The sequence below is a fragment of the Cellulomonas sp. JZ18 genome (assembly GCF_009720485.1).
Lineage (GTDB): Bacteria > Actinomycetota > Actinomycetes > Actinomycetales > Cellulomonadaceae > Cellulomonas.
In genome coordinates this window covers 3,101,814-3,124,339 of sequence record NZ_CP045245.1, presented here as the reverse complement: position 1 = coordinate 3,124,339, position 22,526 = coordinate 3,101,814, and the positions used below count along the sequence as shown (strand labels likewise).

The 22,526-nt window shown below is 74.7% G+C and carries 19 protein-coding genes and 1 tRNA gene; 16 read left to right on the top strand and 4 right to left on the bottom strand.

What is annotated here, in order from left to right:
• Positions 1–43: 43 nt before the first annotated feature.
• The 9 genes from eno to GC089_RS14085 all read left to right on the top strand — a co-directional run bounded on the left by eno (position 44) and on the right by GC089_RS14085 (position 9,367).
• Positions 44–1,324 (top strand): phosphopyruvate hydratase, encoded by a 1,281-nt coding sequence (gene eno, locus GC089_RS14125; protein WP_155378192.1) that lies wholly within the window; start codon positions 44–46, stop codon positions 1,322–1,324.
• Positions 1,325–1,876: 552 nt separating this feature from the next.
• On the top strand, positions 1,877–2,356 hold the full coding sequence (locus tag GC089_RS14120) for a septum formation initiator family protein (RefSeq protein WP_155378191.1): 480 nt from the start codon (positions 1,877–1,879) through the stop codon (positions 2,354–2,356).
• 88 nt (positions 2,357–2,444) lie between these two features.
• Positions 2,445–3,023 (top strand): DUF501 domain-containing protein, encoded by a 579-nt coding sequence (locus tag GC089_RS14115; RefSeq protein WP_230684825.1) that lies wholly within the window; start codon positions 2,445–2,447, stop codon positions 3,021–3,023.
• Positions 3,024–3,070: 47 nt separating this feature from the next.
• Complete coding sequence (locus GC089_RS14110) at positions 3,071–4,024, top strand: Ppx/GppA phosphatase family protein (RefSeq protein ID WP_155378189.1); 954 nt, start codon at positions 3,071–3,073, stop codon at positions 4,022–4,024.
• A gap of 381 nt (positions 4,025–4,405) precedes the next feature.
• Positions 4,406–4,735: a PadR family transcriptional regulator gene (locus GC089_RS14105; RefSeq protein WP_155378188.1), complete on the top strand. Its 330-nt coding sequence runs from the start codon at positions 4,406–4,408 to the stop codon at positions 4,733–4,735.
• Positions 4,732–5,928, top strand: a complete 1,197-nt coding sequence (locus GC089_RS14100) for a hypothetical protein (protein ID WP_155378187.1) — start codon at positions 4,732–4,734, stop codon at positions 5,926–5,928. Before GC089_RS14105 ends, GC089_RS14100 begins: the two co-directional genes overlap by 4 nt.
• 81 nt (positions 5,929–6,009) lie before the next feature.
• Positions 6,010–7,533, top strand: a complete 1,524-nt coding sequence (locus GC089_RS14095) for a hemolysin family protein (protein ID WP_155378186.1) — start codon at positions 6,010–6,012, stop codon at positions 7,531–7,533.
• 156 nt (positions 7,534–7,689) lie between these two features.
• Entirely contained in the window at positions 7,690–9,165 is a 1,476-nt protein-coding gene (locus GC089_RS14090; protein WP_230685254.1) for an NAD(P)/FAD-dependent oxidoreductase, read from the top strand.
• A 128-nt stretch (positions 9,166–9,293) separates the two neighbouring features.
• Positions 9,294–9,367: transfer RNA gene (locus tag GC089_RS14085), tRNA-Leu, on the top strand.
• Positions 9,368–9,370: 3 nt separating this feature from the next.
• Here the strand turns inward: GC089_RS14085 and GC089_RS14080 are convergent.
• A complete protein-coding gene (locus GC089_RS14080) occupies positions 9,371–9,574 on the bottom strand; it encodes a hypothetical protein (RefSeq protein WP_155378184.1) in 204 nt (67 codons plus the stop codon).
• Between the two features lie 222 nt (positions 9,575–9,796).
• On the opposite strand from GC089_RS14080, the gene GC089_RS14075 reads away from it, so the two are divergent.
• The 4 genes from GC089_RS14075 to GC089_RS14060 all read left to right on the top strand — a co-directional run bounded on the left by GC089_RS14075 (position 9,797) and on the right by GC089_RS14060 (position 13,617).
• Positions 9,797–10,753, top strand: a complete 957-nt coding sequence (locus GC089_RS14075; protein ID WP_230684824.1) for a siderophore ABC transporter substrate-binding protein — start codon at positions 9,797–9,799, stop codon at positions 10,751–10,753.
• Positions 10,754–10,832: 79 nt separating this feature from the next.
• Positions 10,833–11,825: an ABC transporter permease gene (locus GC089_RS14070; RefSeq protein WP_230684823.1), complete on the top strand. Its 993-nt coding sequence runs from the start codon at positions 10,833–10,835 to the stop codon at positions 11,823–11,825.
• Positions 11,815–12,819, top strand: coding sequence for an iron chelate uptake ABC transporter family permease subunit (locus GC089_RS14065; RefSeq protein WP_230684822.1), 1,005 nt, complete (start codon positions 11,815–11,817; stop codon positions 12,817–12,819). Before GC089_RS14070 ends, GC089_RS14065 begins: the two co-directional genes overlap by 11 nt.
• 39 nt (positions 12,820–12,858) lie before the next feature.
• Positions 12,859–13,617 (top strand): ABC transporter ATP-binding protein, encoded by a 759-nt coding sequence (locus tag GC089_RS14060; protein WP_155378182.1) that lies wholly within the window; start codon positions 12,859–12,861, stop codon positions 13,615–13,617.
• A gap of 17 nt (positions 13,618–13,634) precedes the next feature.
• Here GC089_RS14060 and GC089_RS14055 read toward each other — a convergent pair whose 3' ends face one another.
• On the bottom strand, positions 13,635–14,528 hold the full coding sequence (locus GC089_RS14055; RefSeq protein ID WP_370514010.1) for a siderophore-interacting protein: 894 nt from the start codon (positions 14,526–14,528) through the stop codon (positions 13,635–13,637).
• 190 nt (positions 14,529–14,718) lie between these two features.
• Between GC089_RS14055 and GC089_RS14050 the strand changes: the two genes are divergently transcribed.
• Positions 14,719–17,877: an efflux RND transporter permease subunit gene (locus tag GC089_RS14050; protein WP_155378181.1), complete on the top strand. Its 3,159-nt coding sequence runs from the start codon at positions 14,719–14,721 to the stop codon at positions 17,875–17,877.
• A gap of 96 nt (positions 17,878–17,973) precedes the next feature.
• On the opposite strand, the gene GC089_RS14045 is transcribed toward GC089_RS14050, so the two are convergent.
• Positions 17,974–18,855 carry an ABC transporter permease subunit gene (locus GC089_RS14045; protein WP_155378180.1) on the bottom strand — a complete coding sequence of 294 codons (882 nt, stop codon included), beginning with the start codon at positions 18,853–18,855 and terminating at the stop codon, positions 17,974–17,976.
• The gene (locus GC089_RS14040) at positions 18,852–19,844 is read right to left on the bottom strand and encodes an ABC transporter ATP-binding protein (RefSeq protein WP_155378179.1); all 993 of its coding nucleotides are present in this window, start codon (positions 19,842–19,844) and stop codon (positions 18,852–18,854) included. Before GC089_RS14040 ends, GC089_RS14045 begins: the two co-directional genes overlap by 4 nt.
• Before the next feature lie 220 nt (positions 19,845–20,064).
• On the opposite strand from GC089_RS14040, the gene GC089_RS14035 reads away from it, so the two are divergent.
• Entirely contained in the window at positions 20,065–20,919 is an 855-nt protein-coding gene (locus tag GC089_RS14035; RefSeq protein ID WP_155378178.1) for a Bax inhibitor-1/YccA family protein, read from the top strand.
• A 114-nt stretch (positions 20,920–21,033) separates the two neighbouring features.
• Positions 21,034–22,440: a cystathionine beta-synthase gene (locus GC089_RS14030; protein ID WP_155378177.1), complete on the top strand. Its 1,407-nt coding sequence runs from the start codon at positions 21,034–21,036 to the stop codon at positions 22,438–22,440.
• The last annotated feature ends 86 nt before the right edge of the window (positions 22,441–22,526 follow it).

The following is a 22,526-nucleotide window of genomic DNA, read 5'->3' as shown; positions in this document are numbered from 1 at the left end:
TAGGCTGAGGTCGCATACCCACCCGTCTGTCGAAGGAGCACCCATGGCCAGCATCGAGGCCGTCGGCGCCCGCGAGATCCTGGACTCGCGCGGCAACCCCACTGTCGAGGTCGAGGTCGCCCTCGACGACGGCACCCTCGCCCGTGCGGCCGTCCCCTCGGGCGCCTCCACCGGCGCGTTCGAGGCGGTCGAGCGCCGTGACTCCGACAACCCCCGCTACGGCGGCAAGGGCGTCGAGGGTGCGGTCAACGCGGTGATCGACGACATCGCGCCCGAGCTCATCGGCTTCGAGGCCTCCGAGCAGCGCCTGGTCGACCAGGCGCTCATCGACCTCGACGGCACGCCCAACAAGGGCAAGCTCGGCGCGAACGCGATCCTCGGCGTCTCGCTCGCCGTGGCGAAGGCCGCGGCCGACTCGGCCGAGCTGCCGCTGTTCCGCTACGTCGGCGGCCCGAACGCGCACGTGCTGCCGGTGCCGATGATGAACATCCTCAACGGCGGGTCGCACGCCGACTCGAACGTCGACATCCAGGAGTTCATGGTCGCCCCGATCGGCGCCACGACGTTCCGCGAGGCGCTGCGGACCGGCACCGAGGTGTACCACTCCCTCAAGTCCGTGCTGAAGGGCAAGGGCCTGGCGACGGGTCTCGGCGACGAGGGCGGCTTCGCCCCGAACCTGGGCTCGAACCGCGAGGCGCTCGACCTCATCCTCGTCGCGATCGAGAAGGCCGGCTTCGTGCCCGGCCAGGACGTCGCGCTCGCGCTCGACGTCGCGTCGACCGAGTTCTTCAAGGACGGCGCGTACCAGTTCGAGGGCGCCGCGAAGACGCCGGCCGAGATGATCGCGTTCTACGAGCAGCTCGTCGCGGACTACCCGCTGGTCTCGATCGAGGACCCGCTGTCCGAGGACGAGTGGGACTCGTGGGCCGAGCTCGTCGGCAACGTCGGCGACAAGGTGCAGATCGTCGGTGACGACCTGTTCGTCACGAACCCCGAGCGCCTCGCCAAGGGCATCGCGCTCAAGGCCGCGAACTCGCTGCTCGTGAAGCTCAACCAGATCGGCACGCTCACCGAGACGCTCGACGCGGTGACGCTGGCGCAGCGCTCCGGCTTCACGACGATGACCTCGCACCGCTCCGGTGAGACCGAGGACACGACGATCGCCGACCTGTCGGTCGCGACGAACGCCGGCCAGATCAAGACCGGTGCGCCCGCCCGCGGCGAGCGCATCAACAAGTACAACCAGCTCCTGCGCATCGAGGAGGAGCTGGACGACGCCGGTGTCTACGCCGGTCGCAGCGCCTTCCCGCGCTTCCAGGCCTGACGTCCCGCGACGCAGCCCGCACCGACGCCCGGTCCGCCCTCGTGGCGGGCCGGGCGTCGGCGTCCGCCCCCGGACGTCGCGCCGCGCGTGCAGGTGCCGCGCGTGGAGGTGCTGCGTGTGGAGCTGCTGCGCGTCGAGGTGCTGCTCGTGGAGGTTCCGTGCCGACGCGACCTGCCGGGCGCGGCGTCCGCGCGGACGGGACGGCCCGGCGGCACAATCGACGCCATGCCCGCGCCCCGTCGTCCCGTCGTGCCCGGCGGCCCCGCGCGCCGGCCCGGGCGCGAGCCGACGCCGTCGGGTCCCGTCCCGCACGCCGGGCGCTCCGCCGGTCGTCCCGCCGTGCCGGGCCGCGCCGGCGCCGCGCGCACGGGGCGACCGGCCGCACCGCGGTCCGGACCGGTGCCGAAGGTCGCACCCGCTGCCGGGGCGTCCAGCAGGTCCGCGGGGACCCGTCCCGCCGGCCGACCCGGCAGCTCCGGCTCCGGCCCGCGACCGGGCACGCCGCCGCGGGGGACGCCGCGCGCGGCCACGTCGCAGCTGCGCGTGCCGCGCATGTTCACCGTGCGGACGATGGTGTTCTCGCTCGTCGTCCTGCTCGCCTTCGTGCTCGTGTACCCGACCCTGGACTCGTTCCTCCAGCAACGTGCCGAGGTCGACCAGCTGCGCGCCGAGCGGGACGCGGCCCGCGAGACGAACGAGGACCTCGAGGCCGAGCTGCGCCGGTGGGACGACGAGGCCTACGTCATCGCCCAGGCGCGCGAGAGGCTGTCGTTCGTCATGCCGGGGGAGACGGCGTACCGCGTGGTCGACCCGGAGTCGGCGCCCGCGGCGCCCGTGCGCGAGACGGGCGTGACGGGCACGGCCGCCGAGGGCTCGACACGGCCCTGGTACAGCACCGTCTGGGACTCGGTGCAGCAGGCGGGGACGGCGCCGGCGGACGTCCCGGCCGACGGCACCCCTGCTCCGGGTGGCACCCCGGCCCCGGGCAGCACGCCCACGTCCGGCACGAACACCGCGACGCCCGCCCCCTGACGCCGCCCGTCCCCGCCGCGTCCCCCTCCGGCGCCGGTCGGCGACAATGGACCTGCCTCCCGCACCACCGCGACGACAGGACCGCCCCGTGCCCGCTGCCTCCCCGCTCCCGGACCCGACCGCGCACCGCGACACGCCCGGTCCGTCCGCCGGCACCGCGCCCGCGCCCGCGCCGGTCGCGACCGACGTCACGGACCGCGACGTCGAGGTCCTCACCGAGCAGCTCGGCCGTCCGCCCCGCGGTGTCGTCGGCGTCGCGGCCCGGTGCGTGTGCGGACGCCCGCTGGTGGTGCGCACGGCGCCGCGTCTCGACGACGGCACGCCGTTCCCGACGACCTACTACCTGACGAGCCCGCAGGCGGTGGCCGCGGTGAGCACGGTGGAGGCGGGCGGGTACATGAAGGAGCTGACCGCGCGGCTCGCCGAGGACGAGGGGCTCGCGGCGGGCCACCGTCGCGCCCACGAGGCGTACCTGGCCGACCGCGAGGCGATCGCGCACGTGCCGGAGATCGCCGGCATCTCCGCGGGCGGCATGCCGCACCGGGTCAAGTGCCTGCACGTGCTCGTCGCGCACGCGCTCGCCGCCGGGCCGGGGGTCAACCCGGTCGGCGACGAGGTGCTCGCGATGATCGCCGACCGGTGGCGCCCGGACCGCTGCACCTGCTGACCGCGCCCGCGCACGCCGCACCGTGGACGGGGTGACACGATGTCCGCGTGACGCGTGTGGCTGCCATCGACTGCGGGACCAACTCCATCCGTCTGCTCGTCGCGGACGTCGACACCGAGGCGGGCACGCTCGTCGACCAGGTGCGCAGCAACGAGGTGGTGCGCCTCGGGCAGGGCGTCGACCGCACGGGACGCCTGGCGCCCGAGGCGCTCGCCCGCACGCTCGACGCCGCCCGCCGGTACCACGACGTGTGCACCGACCTCGGGGTGGAGGCCGTGCGCTTCGTCGCGACCTCGGCCACCCGCGACGCCCAGAACCGGGCCGAGTTCGTCGACGGCGTGCGCGAGGCGCTCGGCGTGGAGCCGGAGGTCGTCGGCGGCGACGAGGAGGCGCGGCTGTCGTTCCGCGGCGCCACGGGCGTGCTCGCCGGGCGCTTCGACGCCCCGTTCCTCGTCGTCGACCTCGGCGGCGGCTCGACCGAGCTCGTGCTCGGCACGGACGCGCCCGAGGCGGCGCTCTCGATGGACGTCGGCTCGGTGCGCATGACCGAGCGGCACCTGCACACCGACCCGCCCGCGCCGGACGAGGTGGCGGCGGCCGAGGCCGACGTGCGCGCCGCGCTCGACGCGGCCGCCGAGGTCGTCCCGCTGGGGCGCACGGTGACGCTCGTCGGGCTCGCCGGCTCCATCACGACGGTCACGGCCCACGCGCTGCGGCTGCCGAGCTACCAGCGCGAGCACATCGACGGCTCGCTCCTGCCCGTCGACGACGTCCTCGCCGCGTGCGACGACCTGCTGCACCGCACGCGCGCCCAGCGGTCGGAGCTGCCGTACCTGCACCCCGGCCGGGTCGACGTCATCGGCGCCGGTGCGCTCGTGTGGCGCGAGGTGGTCCGCCGGGTGCGCGACGAGGTGGCCGCCGCCGGCGGTGCCCTCACCCACGTCGTCACCTCCGAGCACGACATCCTCGACGGCATCGCCTGGAGCATCGCGGAGCGCTGACCCCGGGACACCCGCACCCGCGGAACCCCCACGTACCGAGGCTCGCCGACCTCGGCATCTCCCTGCCGTGTCCGCCCGCCCCCGCGCCCGCCCGCCCCGCGTCCGCCGCCCCGCGCCCGCCCGGCCCCCGCGCCCGCCGCCCCCGCCGAGTTCGGCAGTTCCGTGCCGAGTTCGGCAGTCGTAGCCGTCGGACTCGGCGCAGAACCACCGAACTCGGCGGGGTGGGGGCTCGGGGGCGGGCGCGGGTCGGCGCGGAGGGTCGAGGAGGGGCGGGTGTTGTCTGCTGGACGGTAGTGCGGATCACGCAGTAGTGTGCGGTGCGCGGGCGCTGGAGGGGCGCCCGCACCACACGTCCCGCGCGAGCGGGGGAGCGGAGGTCGCGTGGACACCACGCAGCTGCTCAAGGGCGTCCTCGACCTGGCCGTCCTGGCCGTCGTCGCCGAGGAGGACGGGTACGGCTACGACGTCGTGCGCCGGCTGCGCGCCGCGGGCATCGAGGAGGTCGGCGACGCGTCGGTCTACGGGACGCTGCGGCGCCTGTACGCGTCCGGCGCCCTGACGTCGTACGTCGTGCCGAGCGACGAGGGCCCGCACCGCAAGTACTACGGCATCAACGCGCAGGGGCGGGCGCTGCTCGACGCGCAGCGCAAGGACTGGGACGAGTTCGCGGGCACGATGTCGCGCCTGCTGGGGACGGAGGCAGGACGATGAGCGTGCTGGACGCCGGTGTCGCGCGGGACGTCGCGGACTACGCCGCCCGGGTGCGGTCCGCCCTCGCGGACCTCGAGCCGGACCAGGTGGACGACCTGACGGACGGGCTCGAGGCCAACCTGACCGACGCCCTCGCCGACGACGGGCGGACGCACCACGGGGGGCTCGCCGACGAGTTCGGTCCGCCCGACGCGTACGCGGCGGAGCTGCGGTCCGCGGCGGGTCTCGCGCCGGCGGCGGCGCGCGAGGGTGCCGCCCGGGCGGCGGTCACGGCCCCGTGGCGCGCCGTGCGCGAGCTCTGCCGCGCGGTGCTCGTCCGGCTGCGCAGCACCCGGTGGTTCCCCGGGGTCGAGGACCTCGCGCTCGCGCTGCGCCCGGCCTGGTGGGTCCTGCGCGGGTGGACGGTCGCCCACCTGCTCCTGCAGCTCACGTCGGTGGAGCCGTACCCGGCCTTCTGGCTCCCGTCCACGTTCGCCGGATGGGTGGTCCTGGTGGTCGCCGTCGTGGCGAGCGCCCAGTGGGGGCGCGGACGGTGGCGCGCGGGCCCGCGGGGGCAGGCGGTGCTGCGGCTGGTGAGCGCGGCGGCGGCCGTCGCGAGCGTCGTGCTCGTGCTCTGGGTGCCGGCCGCGCAGCGCAGCGACCTCGCGTGGATGCGGGCGGTGATCGACGCGCCGCTCGAGGACGGCGTGGTGGTCGCCGGCGAGCGCGCCGCGAACCTCTTCGTCTACGACGCGGACGGTCGCCCGGTCGACGGCGCGCAGGTCGTCGACCAGGACGGGCGCCCCGTCACCACGGAGCCGTACGGCGGCGACCCGTGGGCGCAGCAGCAGTACTGGCCGGACGGAGCCGCCGGGCCCCGGTTCCACACGGGCGCCACCGGCGACGAGGGGGAGGTGCGCTGGAACGTCTTCCCCCTGCGGAGCGCGCCGTCGGAGGCGTTCACGCACGACGACGAGGGCGTGTGGCGGCTGCGGGAGGACGCGGACGAGCTCGTCGCCGAGCCCCGGTGGCCGTTCGCCGCGGCCCGGCCGGTGACCGTGCCGGGGGCCTCGGCGACCGCCGCACCCGACGCCGCAACCGACGCCGCAACCGACGCCGACCCGGGCGTCGAGGACGCTGCCACGGCGGAGCCCGCACCGACGGGCGACGCCGCGCCGACGCCCCCGAGCGGGACCGCGCCCCCGGCGGGCTGACCCGGTCGGAGGTAAAGGGAACCGGAGGCGGACGGGGCGCGTTCTCCCTATGCTGCCAGCACCCCCACCCCCGGAAAGGCCATGACCGCCGACACCTGGGCCGACATCGGCCTCGTCCTGCTGTTCATCCTCGTCGGCGGCGTGTTCGCCGGCACCGAGCTCGCCCTGGTCTCGCTGCGCGAGTCGCAGCTCGTCCAGCTCGAGAAGCAGTCGGCACGCGGGGCGCGCGTCGCCTCCGTGGCGCGCAACCCGAACCGCTTCCTCGCGGCCGTGCAGATCGGCGTGACCGTGGCCGGGTTCTTCTCGGCCGCGTTCGGCGCCTCGACGCTCGCACCGTCGGCGGCGCCCCTCTTCGAGGCCCTCGGCCTCAACCGGGGGACCGCCGAGGGCGTCGCGCTCGTCGTCCTCACGCTCGTCATCGCGTACCTGTCGCTCGTGCTCGGCGAGCTCGTGCCCAAGCGCATCGCGATGCAGCAGAGCCAGCGGGTCGCGCTCGCGGTGGCGCCGCCCCTCGACAAGTTCGCCGTGGCGATGACCCCGGTGATCTGGCTGCTGTCGAAGAGCACCGACGGCGTCGTGCGCCTGTTCGGCCTGGACCCGAAGGCGACCGGCGAGCAGATCACCGACGAGGAGCTGCGCGACCTGGTGCGCAGCCACCCTGACCTGCCGGAGGACGAGCGCCGGCTCATCGACGACGTCTTCTCCGCCGGGGACCGCTCGCTCGTCGAGGCGATGCGCCCGCGCGGCGACGTGCAGTTCCTCGCCGCCGACGCGCCGATCGCGGAGGCCGCGCGCACGGTCGGCGACCTGCCGTACTCCCGCTACCCGGTGACGGGCGAGGACTTCGACGACATCGTGGGCTTCGTGCACGTGCGGGACCTGCTCGCGCCCGTGGCGCGCGCCGTGCGCGAGGCGGACGAGGACCCGGACGCCCACGGGCGCGCGGGCGTCGTCGAGGCGATCGTCGAGGTCGCGGCGACGACCGTGCGGGACGTCACCCGCCCGATCCTGTCGCTGCCGGGCACGAACGCGGTGCTGCCGACCCTGTCGCTCATGCGCCGCACGGGCTCCCACATCGCCGTCGTCGTCGACGAGTACGGCGGCACGGACGGCATCGTGACGCTCGAGGACCTGCTCGAGGAGCTCGTGGGCGAGATCGTCGACGAGTACGACCTGGTGCCCGCGACCGTCGTCGGCAGCGAGGCGGTCGACGCCGGGCTCACGCTCGAGGAGTTCGCGTCCCGCACGGGCGTCACGCTGCCCGAGGGGCCGTACGAGACCGTCGCCGGGTTCGTCCTCGCCGCGCTCGGCCGCATCCCCGACGCGGGTGCGGCGGTCGACGTGCCCGCCGGGGACGGCGGTGACCACCGCGACGACGAGGCCGAGGTGCGGCCGGCGCGCGTGCGCCTCGTGGTCGTCGAGGTCGACCGGCGCCGCATCACGCGCGTGCGGGTCGAGCGGCTGACGGACGTCGAGGGCGGGGACGCCCGGCAGCCCGGGACCGCCGGGACGTCCCACGACGACGAGCCGGGGACGGCCGAGCAGGTCCTCCCGGAGACCGCCGTGGCCCGCAGCGAGGCGGACGGCAGGGGTACCGCCGGCTGACCGGCGGCGCCGCCCACCTCACGGCGCCCGGTGCTCGGGTGTGCGCACCGTCACCGGGCGCCGAGGAGGTGGGACCCGGCCTGCGCCTCTACCGTTAGCCCTATGGCTCAGACGTCCACTTCCGAGGTCGGTGCGCCGTCCGCGTCCGGCAAGCTGATGCCGGCGCCCGAGGGCAAGCCGCGCAAGGTCCCGCGCGTCGTCATCCTCGGCGGGGGCACGGTCGGCCTGTACTCCGCGCGCCGCCTGCGCAAGCGCCTCGGCAAGCGGGACGCCGCGATCGTCGTCGTCGACCCGCGCCCGTACATGACGTACGCGCCCTTCCTGCCCGAGGCCGCGGCCGGCTCGATCGACCCGCGCAACGTCGTCGCGCCGCACCGGCGGGCCCTCAAGGGCATCGACGTCCTGCAGGGGCACGTCACGCACATCGAGCACGCGAACCGTCGCGTGGAGATCACGCCCGTCGAGGGCGACCCGTACTGGGTCACCTACGACCACCTCGTCGTCGGCCTCGGGTCGGTCGCCCGCACGCTGCCCATCCCGGGCCTGGCGGAGCAGGGCATCGGCTTCAAGAACGTCGAGGAGGCCATCGCGCTGCGCAACCACGTGCTGGGCCGCATCGACGTGGCCTCCAGCACCTGGGACCCCGAGCTGCGTCGCAAGATGCTCACGTTCGTCTTCGTCGGCGGCGGCTTCGCGGGCATCGAGGCGCTCGCCGAGATCGAGGACATGGCCCGCTACGCGGTCGAGCACTACAAGCAGATCGAGCAGGAGGAGCTGCGCTTCGTCCTGGTCGAGGGCAGCCCGCGCATCCTCCCCGAGGTGAGCGAGGAGCTCGGCGGCTACACGCTCGAGCAGCTGCGCAAGCGGAACATCGAGATCTTCCTGTCGACGTTCCTCAACTCCTGCGTCGACGGGCACATCGTGCTGTCGAACGGCACGGAGTTCGACGCCGAGACGGTCGTGTGGACCGCGGGCGTCAAGGCGAACCCGGTGCTCCGCGAGTCCGACCTGCCCCTCGACAAGATGGGCCGCGTCATCGCCAACGAGTACCTGCAGGTGACGGACGAGAACGGCACGGTCGTCGCGGACGCGTACGCGGCGGGCGACTGCGCCGCCGTGCCGGACCTGTTCAACCCGGGCAAGACCTGCCCGCCGAACGCCCAGCACGCGCTGCGCCAGGGCAACCACATCGGCGACAACCTCGCGGTCGTGCTGCGCTCGGGCCAGCCGACGCCGTACAAGCACAAGAACGTGGGCGCGGTCGCCTCGCTCGGCATGTACAAGGGCGTGGCGCAGATGTTCGGCCGGATCAAGGTGCGCGGGTTCCTCGCGTGGGTGCTGCACCGCACGTACCACGTGTTCGCGATGCCGACCGTGAACCGCAAGATCCGCATCATGGCCGGCTGGACCGGTGCGCTGCTGCTGCGCCGCGAGGTCGTGGCGCTCGGTTCGCTGCACGACCCGCGCGCGGAGTTCCGCGCCGCGGCGGTGCCGCCGAAGCCGAAGGTCGAGCAGACGACGCAGGACACGCCCCCGACGGACGGCGCGAAGCCGCAGGAGTCGCTGCCGTCCTACAAGGCGGAGCCCGGCTCGCCGGCCGAGAAGCGGGACGAGCACGCCGAGAAGAAGTGACGCCGGCGCCGTGACGACGGCGCACCCGACGTGACGACAGCCCCGTGACCGTGCGACGGTCACGGGGCTGTCGCACGTCCCGGCCCGCGCCGCGACGGACTGGCACCATGGCGTGCGCACCGTGGTGCGCCCCCGTAGCCCAACCGGCAGAGGCAACCGGCTTAAACCCGGTCCAGTCCGGGTTCGAACCCCGGCGGGGGCACCGTCACATGTCGCAGTCGCACACGAGGTTGTACTCGACGACCTGCTCGCCGTCCTCGGGGCGCGCCCACCGCTCGGCCTCCGTGCGGGACGCGAAGCGACGCCCGGCGAGGCGGCCGTTCGGCAGGAGCACGCCGACCTCGACGTGCTCGCGGGGGTCGTCGTCGGCCGCGGCCTGCGGACCGCGGGACGGGGTGCGGGTCGCCATCGGCGGACCTCCTGACGTGGTCGACGCGCTGCCGTCGACGGTACGCCCCACGGGCGCGGGCGTCAGGCGGCGTCGCGCCGGACCGCCGCGGCCTGCGGGCGCGACGTGGTGCGGGTCACGGTGCCGCGGGTTATGAGGTTAGGCGTGCCTTTGTTAGGTTCACCTGTGTGGCCGGGGCGCGCACCGGGCACGGCCTCGTCCCACCCACCCCAGGAGACCCTCGTGTCCACCCGCCTGCGCGGCACGGCCCTCGCCGTCGCCGCCGTCCTCGCCCTCGGCGCGTGCGCCGGAACGGCCGGCGCCAGCGACGACGCCACCGCGACCACGGACGCGCCCACGACCGTGACGGTCACCCACGCGCAGGGCGAGACGGAGGTGCCGTTCCAGCCGGAGACCGTCGTGACGTTCGACCTCGCGTCGCTCTCCACGCTCGACGCCCTCGGCGTCGAGGTGGCCGGCCTGCCCAAGCAGAACCTGCCGGGCGACCTCGCCTCCTACGCGAGCGACGAGTACACCGACGTCGGCACCCTGTTCGAGCCCGACTACGAGGTCGTCAACGCGCTCGAGCCGGACCTCATCATCGTCGCGGGCCGCTCGTCGGAGGCGCTGCCGGAGCTCGACACGATCGCGCCGACGATCGACCTGTCGAACGACTGGGCGGACTTCCACGCGTCCGTCGTCGCCAACAGCGAGGTGCTCGGGGAGGTCTTCGGCCTCGAGGACGAGGTCGCGCAGATGGTGGCCGACCTCGACGCGTCGATCGAGGAGGTGCGCGCCGCGGCCGCGGACGCCGGCACGGGCCTCATCCTGCTCACGGCGGGCGGCAAGGCCACCGCGTACGGACCGGGGTCGCGGTTCGGCTTCCTGCACGACACGCTCGGCGTCGTGCCCGCCGTCGAGGACGTCGAGGCGGCGACGCACGGCGAGGCCGTCTCGTTCGAGTTCGTCGCCGAGGCCGCGCCCGAGTGGCTGTTCGTCCTCGACCGCGACGCGGCGGTGGGCGAGGAGTCGCAGGCCGCGGAGCAGGTGCTCGACAACCCGCTCGTCCACGGCACGCCCGCGTGGCAGCAGGACCACGTCGTCCACCTCGACGGCGCGGCCTGGTACGTCGTCAACGGCGGCCTGCCGACGCTCCAGGGCATGACCGAGGAGATCGCGACCGCTCTCGGCGTGCAGTGACCGCGACCACCCCCGCCACGCGGCCCGTCCCCGGTGCACCCACCGGGGCGGGCCGCGGCGTGCCGCCGGCCCCGCCCGCGTGGCGGCGCCGGCACCGCGCCGCGGGCGGTGGGTGCTCGTCGCGGCCGCGTGGCTGCTGCCGGTGCTCGCGGTCGTCAGCCTCTTCGTCGGCGTCGCGGACGTCCGGCCCGCGGACCTGCTGCGCCTGGACCCGGACGCGTGGGGACTCGTGGCGGTCAGCCGCGGCCCGCGCACGGCGGCGCTGCTGCTCGCGGGGGCGTCGACGGCCGTGGTCGGCACGATCATGCAGATGCTCGCGCGCAACCGGTTCGCCGAGCCCTCGACGATCGGCACCGTGGAGTTCGCCCTCCTGGGCCTGCTCGTCGTCACGATCGTCGCGCCCGCGCTGCCCGTGGCGGCGAAGATCGTCGCCGCGACGGTGTTCGCGCTGGCCGGGACGGCGCTGTTCCTCGCGGTGCTGCGCCGCGTGCCGCTGCGCTCGCCGCTCGTGGTGCCGCTCGTCGGCATCGTGCTGGGCGGTGTCGTCTCCGCCGTCGCCACCTTCATCGCCTACCGCACCGACCTGCTGCAGGCGCTCGGCGCGTGGTCGACCGGTGACTTCTCCGGCGTCCTCGCCGGGCGCTACGAGACCCTGTGGGTCGCCGGTGCGCTCGCGGTCGCCGCGTACGTCGCCGCCGACCGGTTCACGGTCGCCGGGCTCGGCGAGGCGTTCACCACGAACCTCGGCCTCGATCACCGGCGGACCATGACCCTGGGGCTCGTGCTCGTCTCGGTCGTGTCGGCCGTCGTGGTCGTCACCGTCGGCGTCGTGCCGTTCCTCGGGCTCGTCGTGCCGAACGTCGTGAGCCTGCTGCGCGGCGACGACGTGCGCCGCACCCTGCCGTGGGTCGCGACGCTCGGCGCCGCGCTCGTGCTCGGGTGCGACCTGGTCGGGCGGCTCGTGCGGTACCCGTACGAGGTGCCGGTGGGCGTCGTCGTCGGCGTCGTCGGGTCGGTGCTGTTCCTCTGGCTGCTGCTGCGCCGTGACACGGGGGCCGGTCGTGTCGGCTGACCTCGCCGCGCGCACCGGCACCGCGCTGCCGACCGCCCGCACCCGTCGCCGTCCGGGCCTCGTCCTGGTCGTCCTCGCCGTCCTCGTCCTCGCCGCGGCCGCCGCGTTCCTCACGGTCGGCGCCACCGGGTCGTGGTCGTTCGTGCTGCCTTTCCGCGCGACGAAGCTCGCGGGCCTGGCCGTCGTGGGCACCGCGGTCGCCGTCGCCACCGTGCTCTTCCAGACCGTCACCGCCAACCGCATCCTCACGCCGTCGCTGCTGGGCATGGACGCGATGTTCACCCTCGTGCAGACCGTGCTCGTGTTCGTGCTCGGCGGTGCGGCGCTGGCCGCGCTGCCCGCGACCGGCATGTTCCTCGCCCAGGTGGCCGTCATGGTCGGGTGCGCCGTCGCGCTGTTCGGGTGGCTGTTCGGCGGGCAGCGGCGCTCGCTGCACCTGCTGCTGCTCGTCGGCGTCGTGCTCGGCACGCTGCTGCGCAGCGCGTCCGGGATGCTGCAGCGGATCATGGACCCGAACGAGTTCGCGGTCCTCACCAACCGCCTGTTCGCGTCGTTCAACGCGATCGACGACACCCTGCTCGGGATCACGGCCGCGCTCGTCGCCGCGGGGTGCGCGTTCGCGTGGCACCGCCGGCACGTGCTCGACGTGCTCGCCCTCGGGCGCGAGTGCGCGACGGGACTCGGCGTGCCGTACCGGCGCGCGGTGCTCGAGGTGCTCGTCGTCGTCGCCGTCCTCGTCTCCGCGTCGACCGCGCTCGTCGGGCCCGTGACGTTCCTCGGCCTGCTCGTCGCGAACGTCGCGTACGTCGTGCTCGGCACGCACCAGCACCGCTGGGTGCTGCCGGGGGCCGCGCTGGTCTCGACGCTCTTCCTCGTCGCCGGGCAGGTCGTGCTCGAGCGCGTGCTCGGCTTCGACACGAGCCTCGGCGTCGTGGTGGAGCTCGTCGGCGGGGTGCTGTTCCTCGTCCTGCTCGTCCGCGGGGCGGCGCGGTGACCGTCCGCCCGTCCCCGTCCGTCCCCCGAAGGAGCACCCGTGATCGAGGTCCGCGGCGTCACCAAGCGCTACGGCGCCACGACGGTCGTCGACGACGTCTCGCTCGACGTGCCCGACGGCGGGCTGGTCGCGCTCATCGGCCCGAACGGCGCCGGCAAGTCCACGCTGCTGTCGATCATGTCCCGGCTGCTGCCCGCCGACGCCGGCACGGTCCTCGTCGACGGCATGGACGTGACGACGACGCGCAGCGACGTGCTCGCACGCCGGCTGGCGATCCTGCGGCAGGACGCGCACGTCGGCTCGCGCCTGACGGTCCGGGACCTCGTGACGTTCGGGCGCTACCCGCACAGCAAGGGCCGGTACACCGTCGAGGACCGCGCCCACGTCGAGCGCGCGCTCGACTTCCTCGACCTGCAGCCGTTCGCGCACCGGTTCCTCGACGAGCTGTCGGGCGGGCAGCGCCAGCGCGCGTTCGTCGCGATGGTGCTGTGCCAGGACACCGACCACGTGCTGCTCGACGAGCCGCTGAACAACCTGGACCTGCGGCACGCGGTCGGCATGATGCGCCTGCTGCGGCGCGCGACCGACGAGCTCGGCAAGACGGTCGTCGTCGTGCTGCACGACATCAACGTCGCGTCGTGCTGGTCCGACCGGATCGTCGCGATGAAGGACGGGCGGGTCGCGCACGACGGGCCCCCGGCCGAGGTCGTGCGGCCCGAGGTGCTGTCCGACGTCTACGACCTCGACGTCGCCGTGCACGAGCTGGACGGGCAGCTCATCGGCACGTACTACCGCTGACCGCCCGGCCCGGTGGGTCAGTCCAGGCCTGCGGCGGCCTCCGCCGCCTCGATCTGGGCCGCCCAGTCGCGCTTCGCGGCGCGCCAGCCCTCGTCGTCGGCGCCGAGGCGCCAGTAGCCGGAGATGGACAGGTCGCCGCGCGCGACGCGACGCTCGGCGCGCAGGTAGGCGCGCAGCTCCTTCACGGCACCGGCCTCGCCGTGGACGAACGCGCACACCCGCTCGGTCGGCCAGGTCCACGCGCGCACGGCGTCGACCAGGGCGACGCCGGGCACGCCCGTGCCGGTGTGCACCCAGCGCACCTCGACGCCGGCGGGGGCGTCGAGCGCGATCTCCTCGCCCGCGTCGTGCACCTCCAAGACGGCGAGCCCGACGGCGTCGCGCGGCAGCCGCTCGAGCGCCACGGCGACCGCCGGGAGCGCGCTCGCGTCGCCCACGAGCAGGTGCCACGCCGCGGTGGGGTCGGGCGACCACGCGCCACCGGGACCGAACACCAGCACGTCGTCGCCCGGCTGCGCGGCCACCGCCCAGGGACCGGCGAGGCCCTCGTCGCCGTGCACGACGAAGTCCAGGGTCAGCTCGTGCGTCGCGGGGTCGTAGGCGCGCACGGTGTAGGCGCGCAGGCGCACCTCCTCGCCCGGCGGGAGTGCCGCCCTCAGCGCCTCGCCGTCGATCCGGCCGTCGGGCCCGAGGGGACGCGGTCCGGGCGGGGCGAAGCCGAGCTTCACGTAGGAGTCGGCGTGCTCCGGGGTGTCGAACGGTGCCATGCCGGGACCGCCGAGGACGACCCGCGCGAGGCGGGGCGTGAGCCGCTCCGTGCGCACCACCTGCGCCAGCACGGGTGCGGGACGCCGACGGGGCGCCGTGGGGGAGGCCTGGGGCGTGGTGGTCGGGGCACCGGGGAGCGTCACGTAGGTGAGCCTAACCTCCGTCGCGACGGGAACGTACGGCGGTCCGTCATGCGCGGCGGCAGGCGTGCGACGATGGCGACGCAGGTCACACCCGCGCTCCGGGAACCTGTTGCCGCAGGCACACGTTCCGCGATCGACCACCCCGTCCCAGCCCGGTCCGGCGCGCGTGCCGGCCGCCCCCGGAGGACCCATGTCCCGGCTCGCCCGGCTGTCGCTCGCCAACCGGTCCGTCGTCGCGCTGATCACCGTCGCGATCGCGGTGTTCGGCTGGATCAGCCTCGGCTCCCTGAAGTCCGAGCTCATCCCGTCGCTGCAGATCCCCACGGCCGTCGTCGTCGCGGTCGACCCGGGCTCGTCGCCGCAGCTCGTCGAGCAGCAGCTCACCGAGCCGATCGAGCAGGCGATCTCGGCGGTCGACGACGTGGAGTCGGTGACGTCGACGTCCGCGACGTCGGTGTCGACGACGACCGTCGAGCTCACCTACGGCATCGACGTCGAGGCTGCGGCGGGCGACGTCCAGCGCGCCGTCGACCGCATCCGCTCGCAGCTGCCCGAGGGTGTCGAGCCGACCGTGATCACCGGCTCCATCGAGGACCTGCCGGTCGTCCAGCTCGCCGTCGCCGGCACGCCCGACGACGTGGCCGACGGCGAGGACCCGCAGGCCGCGCTCGCCCGCGTGGTCGAGGAGACGGTCGTGCCGCGCCTCGAGCAGGTCGAGGGCGTGCGCGACGTGACCGTCTCGGGCGTCGCGGACGAGGCGGTCACCATCACGCTGGACCTGCCGGCGCTCACCGCCGCCGGCCTGGCGCCCACCGCGGTGCAGTCCGTGCTGCAGGACAACGGGGTGGTCCTGCCCACCGGCACCGTCGCGGACGGGGACCTGACGCTGTCGGTGCAGGCGGGCTCGGAGATCACGTCGGTCGAGGACCTCGAGGCGCTGCCGCTGCTCGGCTCCGCCACCGGCGCGCCCGTGGCGCTCGGCGACGTCGCCGACGTCGTCGTCGCCCCCGTCCCCGCCACGTCCTTCTCGCGCCTGGACGGCGAGCCGGCGCTCGCCGTCGCCCTGACGAAGACACCCGCGGGCAACACCGTCGACGTGTCGCACGGTGCGCAGGCGGCGGTCGACGAGCTGCGCGCCCAGCTCGGTGACGGCGTCGACGTCGAGGTCGTCTTCGACCAGGCGCCGTTCATCGAGGAGTCCATCGAGGGCCTGGCCACCGAGGGCGGTCTGGGCCTCGTGTTCGCGGTCGTCGTGATCCTGCTGTTCCTGCGCTCGCTGCGCTCGACGCTCGTCTCGGCCATCTCGATCCCGCTGTCGCTGCTCGTCACGTTCATCGGCCTGCGGGTCGGCGGGTACTCGCTCAACATCCTCACGCTCGGCGCCATGACCATCGCGATCGGGCGCGTCGTCGACGACTCCATCGTCGTCATCGAGAACATCAAGCGGCACCTGTCGTACGGCGAGCCGAAGCGCGAGGCGATCACCACGGCCGTGCGCGAGGTGGCGGCGGCCATCACCGCCGCGACGGTGGCCACCGCGGCGGTGTTCCTGCCGATCGCGCTGGTCGGCGGCATGGTCGGCGAGCTGTTCCGGCCGTTCGCCGTGACCACCGCGGTGGCGCTCGGGGCGTCGCTGCTCGTGTCGCTGACGATCGTCCCGGTCCTGGCCTACTGGTTCGTGCGCGCCGACGGCGCGCACGCCGCGCAGGCGGAGCAGCAGCGCCACGCGGCGGAGGAGAAGGAGCGGCGCGGCCTCCTGCAGCGCGGCTACCTGGCGACCCTGCGCGGCTCGCTCGCGCACCCCGTGCTGACGGTCCTCGCCGCGGTCGCGGTGCTCGCCGGCACCGTGGGGCTGTCCACGCGCCTGGAGACGAACTTCCTCGGGGACGCCGGCCAGGACACGCTCACCGTCACCGAGACGTTCCCCGCGGGCACGTCGCTGGAGGCGCAGGACGCCGCGGCCCGCGAGACCGAGGAGGCGCTGCTCGGCGTCGACGGCGTGGAGACCGTGCAGACCACGGTCGGGTCGGCCGGCGGGCTGGAGGCGGCGTTCGGCGGCGGGTCCACCCCGCGCGCCACGTACGCCCTCACGCTCGCGCCCGACGGCGACAACGCCGCCGTGGAGGCGGACGTGCGCGACGCCGTCGGCGGACTGACGGACGGCACCCACGGGGAGGTCGTCGTGGCGGGCGCCGACGCGGCCTTCGGCTCGTCCACGGTGGACGTCGTCGTGCAGGCCGACGACACCGACGAGCTGGCCGACCTCGCCGCGCGGGTCGAGGAGGCCGTCGAGGGCGTCGAGGGCACGACCGACGTCACGAACAACCTCTCCGCGGCCCAGCCGACCGTGCAGGTGACGGTGGACCGCGCGGCGGCCGCCGCGGCGGGCCTCACCGAGACGGCGGTCGTCGGCACGGTGGCCGGGCTGCTCAGCCCGCAGCCGGTCGGCACGGTCGACCTCGGCAACGGCCCGCTCGACGTGACGGTCGTGGCGACCGCGGCCCCGGGCACCGTGGACGAGCTCCGGCAGCTCGTCCTGCCGACGCCCGCGGGCGTCGTCCCGCTCACCTCCGTGGCGAGCGTCGAGACGGTCGAGGTGCCGGTGTCCGTGACCCGCATCGACGGGCGTCGCGCCGCGACCGTCTCCGCGACGCCCGAGGGGCAGGACCTCGGCGCCCTCACCGAGCGCCTGCGCACCGCGCTCGAGGACGTCGACGTGCCCGCCGGGGCGAGCGTGGAGGTCGGCGGCGTGGCGGCCGACCAGGAGGAGGCGTTCGCCGACCTCGGCCTCGCGCTGCTCGTGGCGATCGCGATCGTCTACGTCGTCATGGTCGCGACGTTCCGGTCGCTGCTGCAGCCGGTGATCCTCATGGTGTCCGTGCCGTTCGCGGCGACGGGCGCGCTGATCGGCCTGCTGCTGACGGGCACCCCCCTCGGCGTCCCGGCGCTCATCGGCGTGCTCATGCTGGTCGGCATCGTCGTGACGAACGCGATCGTGCTCATCGACCTGGTCAACCAGTACCGGGAGCGGGGCCGTGACCTGGACGACGCGGTCATGGAGGGGTCGCGCAAGCGCCTGCGGCCGATCGTCATGACCGCGGCCGCGACGATCTTCGCCCTGCTGCCCATGTCGCTCGGGCTCACCGGCGGCGGCGTGTTCATCTCCCGCCCGCTGGCGATCGTCGTCATCGGCGGCCTGTTCACCTCGACGCTGCTCACCCTCGTGCTCGTGCCCGTGCTCTACACGCTCGTGGTGCGGGCGCAGGACCGGGGGCGCGACCGCCGGCAGGAGCGGGCACGGCGGCGCGCGGAGGCGAGGGGCGGCGCGCACGCGAAGCACGCGGCCTGACCCGGCACGACGACGGCGCGCCGCCACCCCCCTCCGGGGTGACGGCGCGCCGTCGTGCTGCACCGGGTGCCGGCCCCTCCGGCCGGCACCGCGGGGTCAGGCGTCGCGCGTGCGCAGCCGCACGGCCGCGGCGACGAACAGGACCACCACCCAGCCGAGCAGGATCCCGTAGCCGCCCCAGGGCGAGATCTCGAACGCCCGGGGGAACATCTGGCCGGCCGCCTCGATCTGCGCCTCGGTCGACGCGACGCTGATGCCGGCGGTCGACGGCAGGAGCGGGCGCACGTACTCCAGCGGCTCCCACGGGATGGCGTTGAGCGCGTTCTCGACCACGAGGACGAGGCCGATGACGAGCGACACGGTGGCCGCCGTGTTGCGCAGCAGAGCGCCGGCGGCGAGCGCGAACAGCGCGAGCGCCGTCACGTACAGCGGTCCGCCGAGCACGACGCGCACGACCTCGGGAGCACCCCAGTCGGGGGCGAGCTCGGGCACCACCGCGGCGCCGACGAGGAGTGCGAGGCCCGTGCCGATCGCCGTGGCCAGGAACACCACGACCGCGACGACCAGCGCCTTCGCGGCGAGGATCGGCAGGCGGGCGGGCACCGCCGCGAGGCTCGAGCGGATCGCGCCGGTGGCGTACTCGCCGGTGACGGTGAGTGCGGCCAGGACGACGAACGCGAGCGGCCCGATGATGAGGCCCGGCTGCAGCAGGATCGACACCAGCGCGGCGGAGCCGTCCGCGGCGTCGCCGAGCTGCTCGGGGAACTCCCGGACCGAGATCGCGCCGATGAGCGCGAACCCGACGAGGACCACGAGGGCGACGCCGAGCGTCCAGTACGTCGAGCGCAGCGTCCAGAGCTTGACCCACTCCGCGTGCACGACCCGCGGGAACGTCACGCGTGCGGCGGACTGGCCGGACCGGTGCGACGCGGGTGCGGCGGCGGCGCGGGCGGGGGGCGTGGTCGTGGGGGCGGTCATCGGGCCACCTCCGTGGCGGTCGTGCGGGTCGTGTCGGTGCCGGTCGCTGTGCCGGTCGCTGTGCCGGTCGCTGTGCCGGTCGAGGTGCCGCCGGAGCGGTACTCGACGACGTCGGCGGTGAGGTTCATGTAGGCGTCCTCGAGCGACCCCGTCACCGGGGTGAGCTCGTGCAGCACGAGGCGCGCCGCGGCGGCGACCTCGCCGACCGCGGCGGCGGTGGGGCCGTGCACCTCGAGCAGGCCCGCCTCGACCGCGTCCACGGTCACGTCGGGTCCCGCCAGGAGCGCGGCCAGCTCGGTCGCGTGCGGCGACCGCACGCGCACGGTGGTGCGGGTGGCGCGGGCGACGACATCCTGCACCGGACCGTCCGCGACGATCCGCCCGCGGCCGATCACGAGCAGGTGGTCCGCCGTGACGGCCATCTCGCTCATGAGGTGGGAGGACAGGAAGACGGTGCGGCCCTCGCGCGCCAGGTGCTTGACCAGGGTGCGGACCCACGCGACGCCCTCGGGGTCGAGCCCGTTGACCGGCTCGTCGAGGATCAGGGTGTGCGGGTCCCCGAGCAGCGCGGCGGCGATGCCGAGGCGCTGGCCCATGCCGAGCGAGAAGCCCTTGACGCGCTTGTTCGCGACGGACCCGAGGCCGGCGAGCTCGATGACCTCGTTGACGCGCTTGGTGCCGATGCCGTGCGTCGCGGCGAGCGTGCGCAGGTGCTGGCGGGCGGTGCGGCCGGGGTGCACGGCCTTCGCGTCCAGCAGCGCACCCACCTCGGTGAGGGGTGCGCGCAGGTGCCCGTACGGGGTGCCGGAGACGGTGACGGAGCCGTGGCTCGGACGGTCCAGCCCGACGACCATGCGCATCGTCGTGGACTTGCCGGCGCCGTTGGGGCCGAGGAAGCCCGTGACGGCGCCCGGGCGGACGGTGAAGGTGATGTCGTCGACGGCCGTCGTGCGGCCGTAGCGCTTCGTGAGTGACTGCGCCTCGATCATGGCGCCGGGCTCCCTGGGTCGACGGTGTGCGGATGCGACGACGGTAGGTCGGGGCAGCGCGGCGCCGGCACCGTCCGGGGAACCATCCGTGCAGGTCGTCTCTCATCCCCGGGGACGAGAGCCGGTCAGGGTCGGATGGGTGACGGGAACGAGGCGGGGAGGTCGTGCGTTGAGTACGTTGTCGACAGCACACCCCGGCCGGTCACGACCAGGAGCACCCATGGCGAATCCCGTCTTCAACAACAGTCCCGTCTTCACGGACCCGCGTCAGCAGCGCCGCGGCGGCCGCCCGGCGCCGCAGGCGCCCGTGTTCGGCGCACCGGTCGCCGACGCCGCCTCCCTCGAGGCCATGTACGACGCACCCGCCGCCACGACCCGCGAGACGGGCCGGCTGACGTACGACGACGTCATCATCAAGACCGGCGGTCTGCTCGCGATCCTCGTCGCGGCCGCCGCGGTCACGTGGTTCGTCGCGCCGGGCCTGTACATCGTCGGCGCGATCGTCGGCCTCGTGCTCGGCCTCGTCAACGCGTTCAAGCGCACGCCCAGCCCGGCGCTGATCATCGCCTACGCCGTCGCGGAGGGCGTGTTCCTCGGCGGCATCAGCTTCGTCTTCCAGAACCTGCTCGTCCCCGCGGGCGGCGGCGAGGTCGTGTCCGCGCAGCCGATCGTGCTGCAGGCCGTCCTCGCGACCGTCGCGACGTTCGCGGCGTCGCTGTGGCTGTACCGCTCGGGCCGCGTGCGCGTCACCGCCAAGTCCACGCGCTTCCTGCTCATCGCGCTGATCGGGTACGCGCTGTTCTCGCTGGTCAACGTCGTGCTCATGTGGGTCCTGCCCAGCACGGAGATGTTCGGCCCGCTGCGCAGCGGCCCGATCGGCGTCATCGTCGGCCTCTTCGCCGTCGGCCTCGCGGCCTTCAGCCTCATCGTCGACTTCGACGCGATCAAGCGCGGTGTCGAGCAGGGCGCGCCGCGCAGCTTCGCGTGGACCGCGGCCTTCGGCCTCGTCGTCACGCTGGTCTGGCTGTACCTGGAGTTCCTGCGCCTGTTCGCGATCTTCAGCAGCAGCGACTGACGCGGCGGCTCCGCACCGCCCCTCGTCACGACGCCCCGTCGGCCGCCCGGCCGGCGGGGCGTCGGCGTGCCGGGGCGGCGCGGGTGCACGTCCGGGGGGTGGGACCATGGTGGGGTGAAGTACGCGCAGCACATCTCCGAGCTCGTCGGCGGCACCCCGCTCGTGCGCCTGACGTCCGTGACCGAGGGCCTCGCCGCCACCGTCCTGGCCAAGGTCGAGTACCTCAACCCCGGCGGGTCGGTGAAGGACCGCATCGCCCTGCGCATGGTCGAGGCAGCCGAGGAGGCCGGGCTGCTGCGGCCGGGCGGGACGATCGTGGAGCCGACGTCCGGCAACACCGGCGTGGGGCTCGCCCTGGTCGCGCAGCGCAAGGGCTACCGCTGCGTGTTCGTCTGCCCCGACAAGGTCAGCCAGGACAAGCGCGACGTGCTGCGCGCGTACGGCGCCGAGGTCGTCGTCACGCCGACCGCGGTGCCGCCGGACCACCCGGACTCGTACTACTCGGTCTCGGACCGGATCGCGCGCGAGACGCCGGGCGCCTGGAAGCCGGACCAGTACTCCAACCCGAACGGGCCCGCGAGCCACTACGCCACGACGGGCCCGGAGATCTGGGCCGACACCGAGGGGCGCATCACCCACTTCGTCACGGGAGTCGGCACGGGCGGGACCATCACGGGCACCGGCCGCTACCTGCACGACGTGTCGGCGGACCGCGCCGAGGCGGACGGCGGCCGCGTCGTCGTGGTCGGGGCCGACCCTGCGGGGTCGGTGTACTCCGGCGGCGACGGGCGTCCCTACCTCGTCGAGGGTGTCGGCGAGGACTTCTGGCCCCGCGCGTACGACCCCTCGGTGCCGGACGAGATCGTCCCCGTCTCCGACGCCGACTCCTTCGCGATGACGCGGCGGCTGGCGCGCGAGGAGGGCCTGCTGGTCGGCGGCTCGTGCGGGATGGCGGTCGAGGCGACGCTGCGGCACGCGCGTGCGCTGCAGGAGCGCGACCCCGAGGCCGCGGCACGGGCGGTGTACGTCGTGCTGCTGCCGGACGGCGGGCGCGGCTACCTGTCGAAGATCTTCAACGACTCGTGGATGCGCTCGTACGGGTTCCTCGCCTCGGACCAGGGGGCGACCGTGGCGGACGTGCTGCGGACCAAGGCCGGCGGGCTGCCCGCGCTCGTGCACACCCACCCGAACGAGACCGTGCGCGACGCGATCGAGATCCTGCGCGAGTACGGGGTGTCGCAGATGCCCGTCGTCGGCGCCGAGCCGCCCGTGATGATCGGGGAGGTGCAGGGCGCGGTGAGCGAGCGCGCGCTGCTCGACGCGGTGTTCTCCGGCTCCGCCTCCCTCGCCGACCGCGTGGACCGGCACATGGAGGCCGCGCTGCCGATCGTCGGGTCGGGGGAGTCCGTGGACGCGGCGCGTGCGGCGCTGGAGAAGGCGGACGCGCTCATGGTCGTCGACGACGGCAAGCCCGTCGGCGTGCTCACGCGGCACGACCTGCTGGGGTTCCTGGCGCGCTGACGCCCCTGCTCGGCAGGCCGCGGGCTCGCGGTTACGATCGCGCGCGGTCGGCCGTTCGGCGCCGGCCGACCCCTCCGCCGGGCCGC

Bases quoted from the DNA above. Each gene is read 5' to 3' on its own strand.
- GC089_RS14045 (WP_155378180.1), bottom strand. From the start codon at position 18,855: ATGACCGCCCCCACGACCACGCCCCCCGCCCGCGCCGCCGCCGCACCC.
- GC089_RS14090 (WP_230685254.1), top strand. From the start codon at position 7,690: ATGCCGGCGCCCGAGGGCAAGCCGCGCAAGGTCCCGCGCGTCGTCATC.
- GC089_RS14040 (WP_155378179.1), bottom strand. From the start codon at position 19,844: ATGATCGAGGCGCAGTCACTCACGAAGCGCTACGGCCGCACGACGGCC.
- GC089_RS14095 (WP_155378186.1), top strand. From the start codon at position 6,010: ATGACCGCCGACACCTGGGCCGACATCGGCCTCGTCCTGCTGTTCATC.
- GC089_RS14120 (WP_155378191.1), top strand. From the start codon at position 1,877: ATGTTCACCGTGCGGACGATGGTGTTCTCGCTCGTCGTCCTGCTCGCC.
- GC089_RS14035 (WP_155378178.1), top strand. From the start codon at position 20,065: ATGGCGAATCCCGTCTTCAACAACAGTCCCGTCTTCACGGACCCGCGT.
- GC089_RS14100 (WP_155378187.1), top strand. From the start codon at position 4,732: ATGAGCGTGCTGGACGCCGGTGTCGCGCGGGACGTCGCGGACTACGCC.
- GC089_RS14080 (WP_155378184.1), bottom strand. From the start codon at position 9,574: ATGGCGACCCGCACCCCGTCCCGCGGTCCGCAGGCCGCGGCCGACGAC.
- eno (WP_155378192.1), top strand. From the start codon at position 44: ATGGCCAGCATCGAGGCCGTCGGCGCCCGCGAGATCCTGGACTCGCGC.
- GC089_RS14050 (WP_155378181.1), top strand. From the start codon at position 14,719: ATGTCCCGGCTCGCCCGGCTGTCGCTCGCCAACCGGTCCGTCGTCGCG.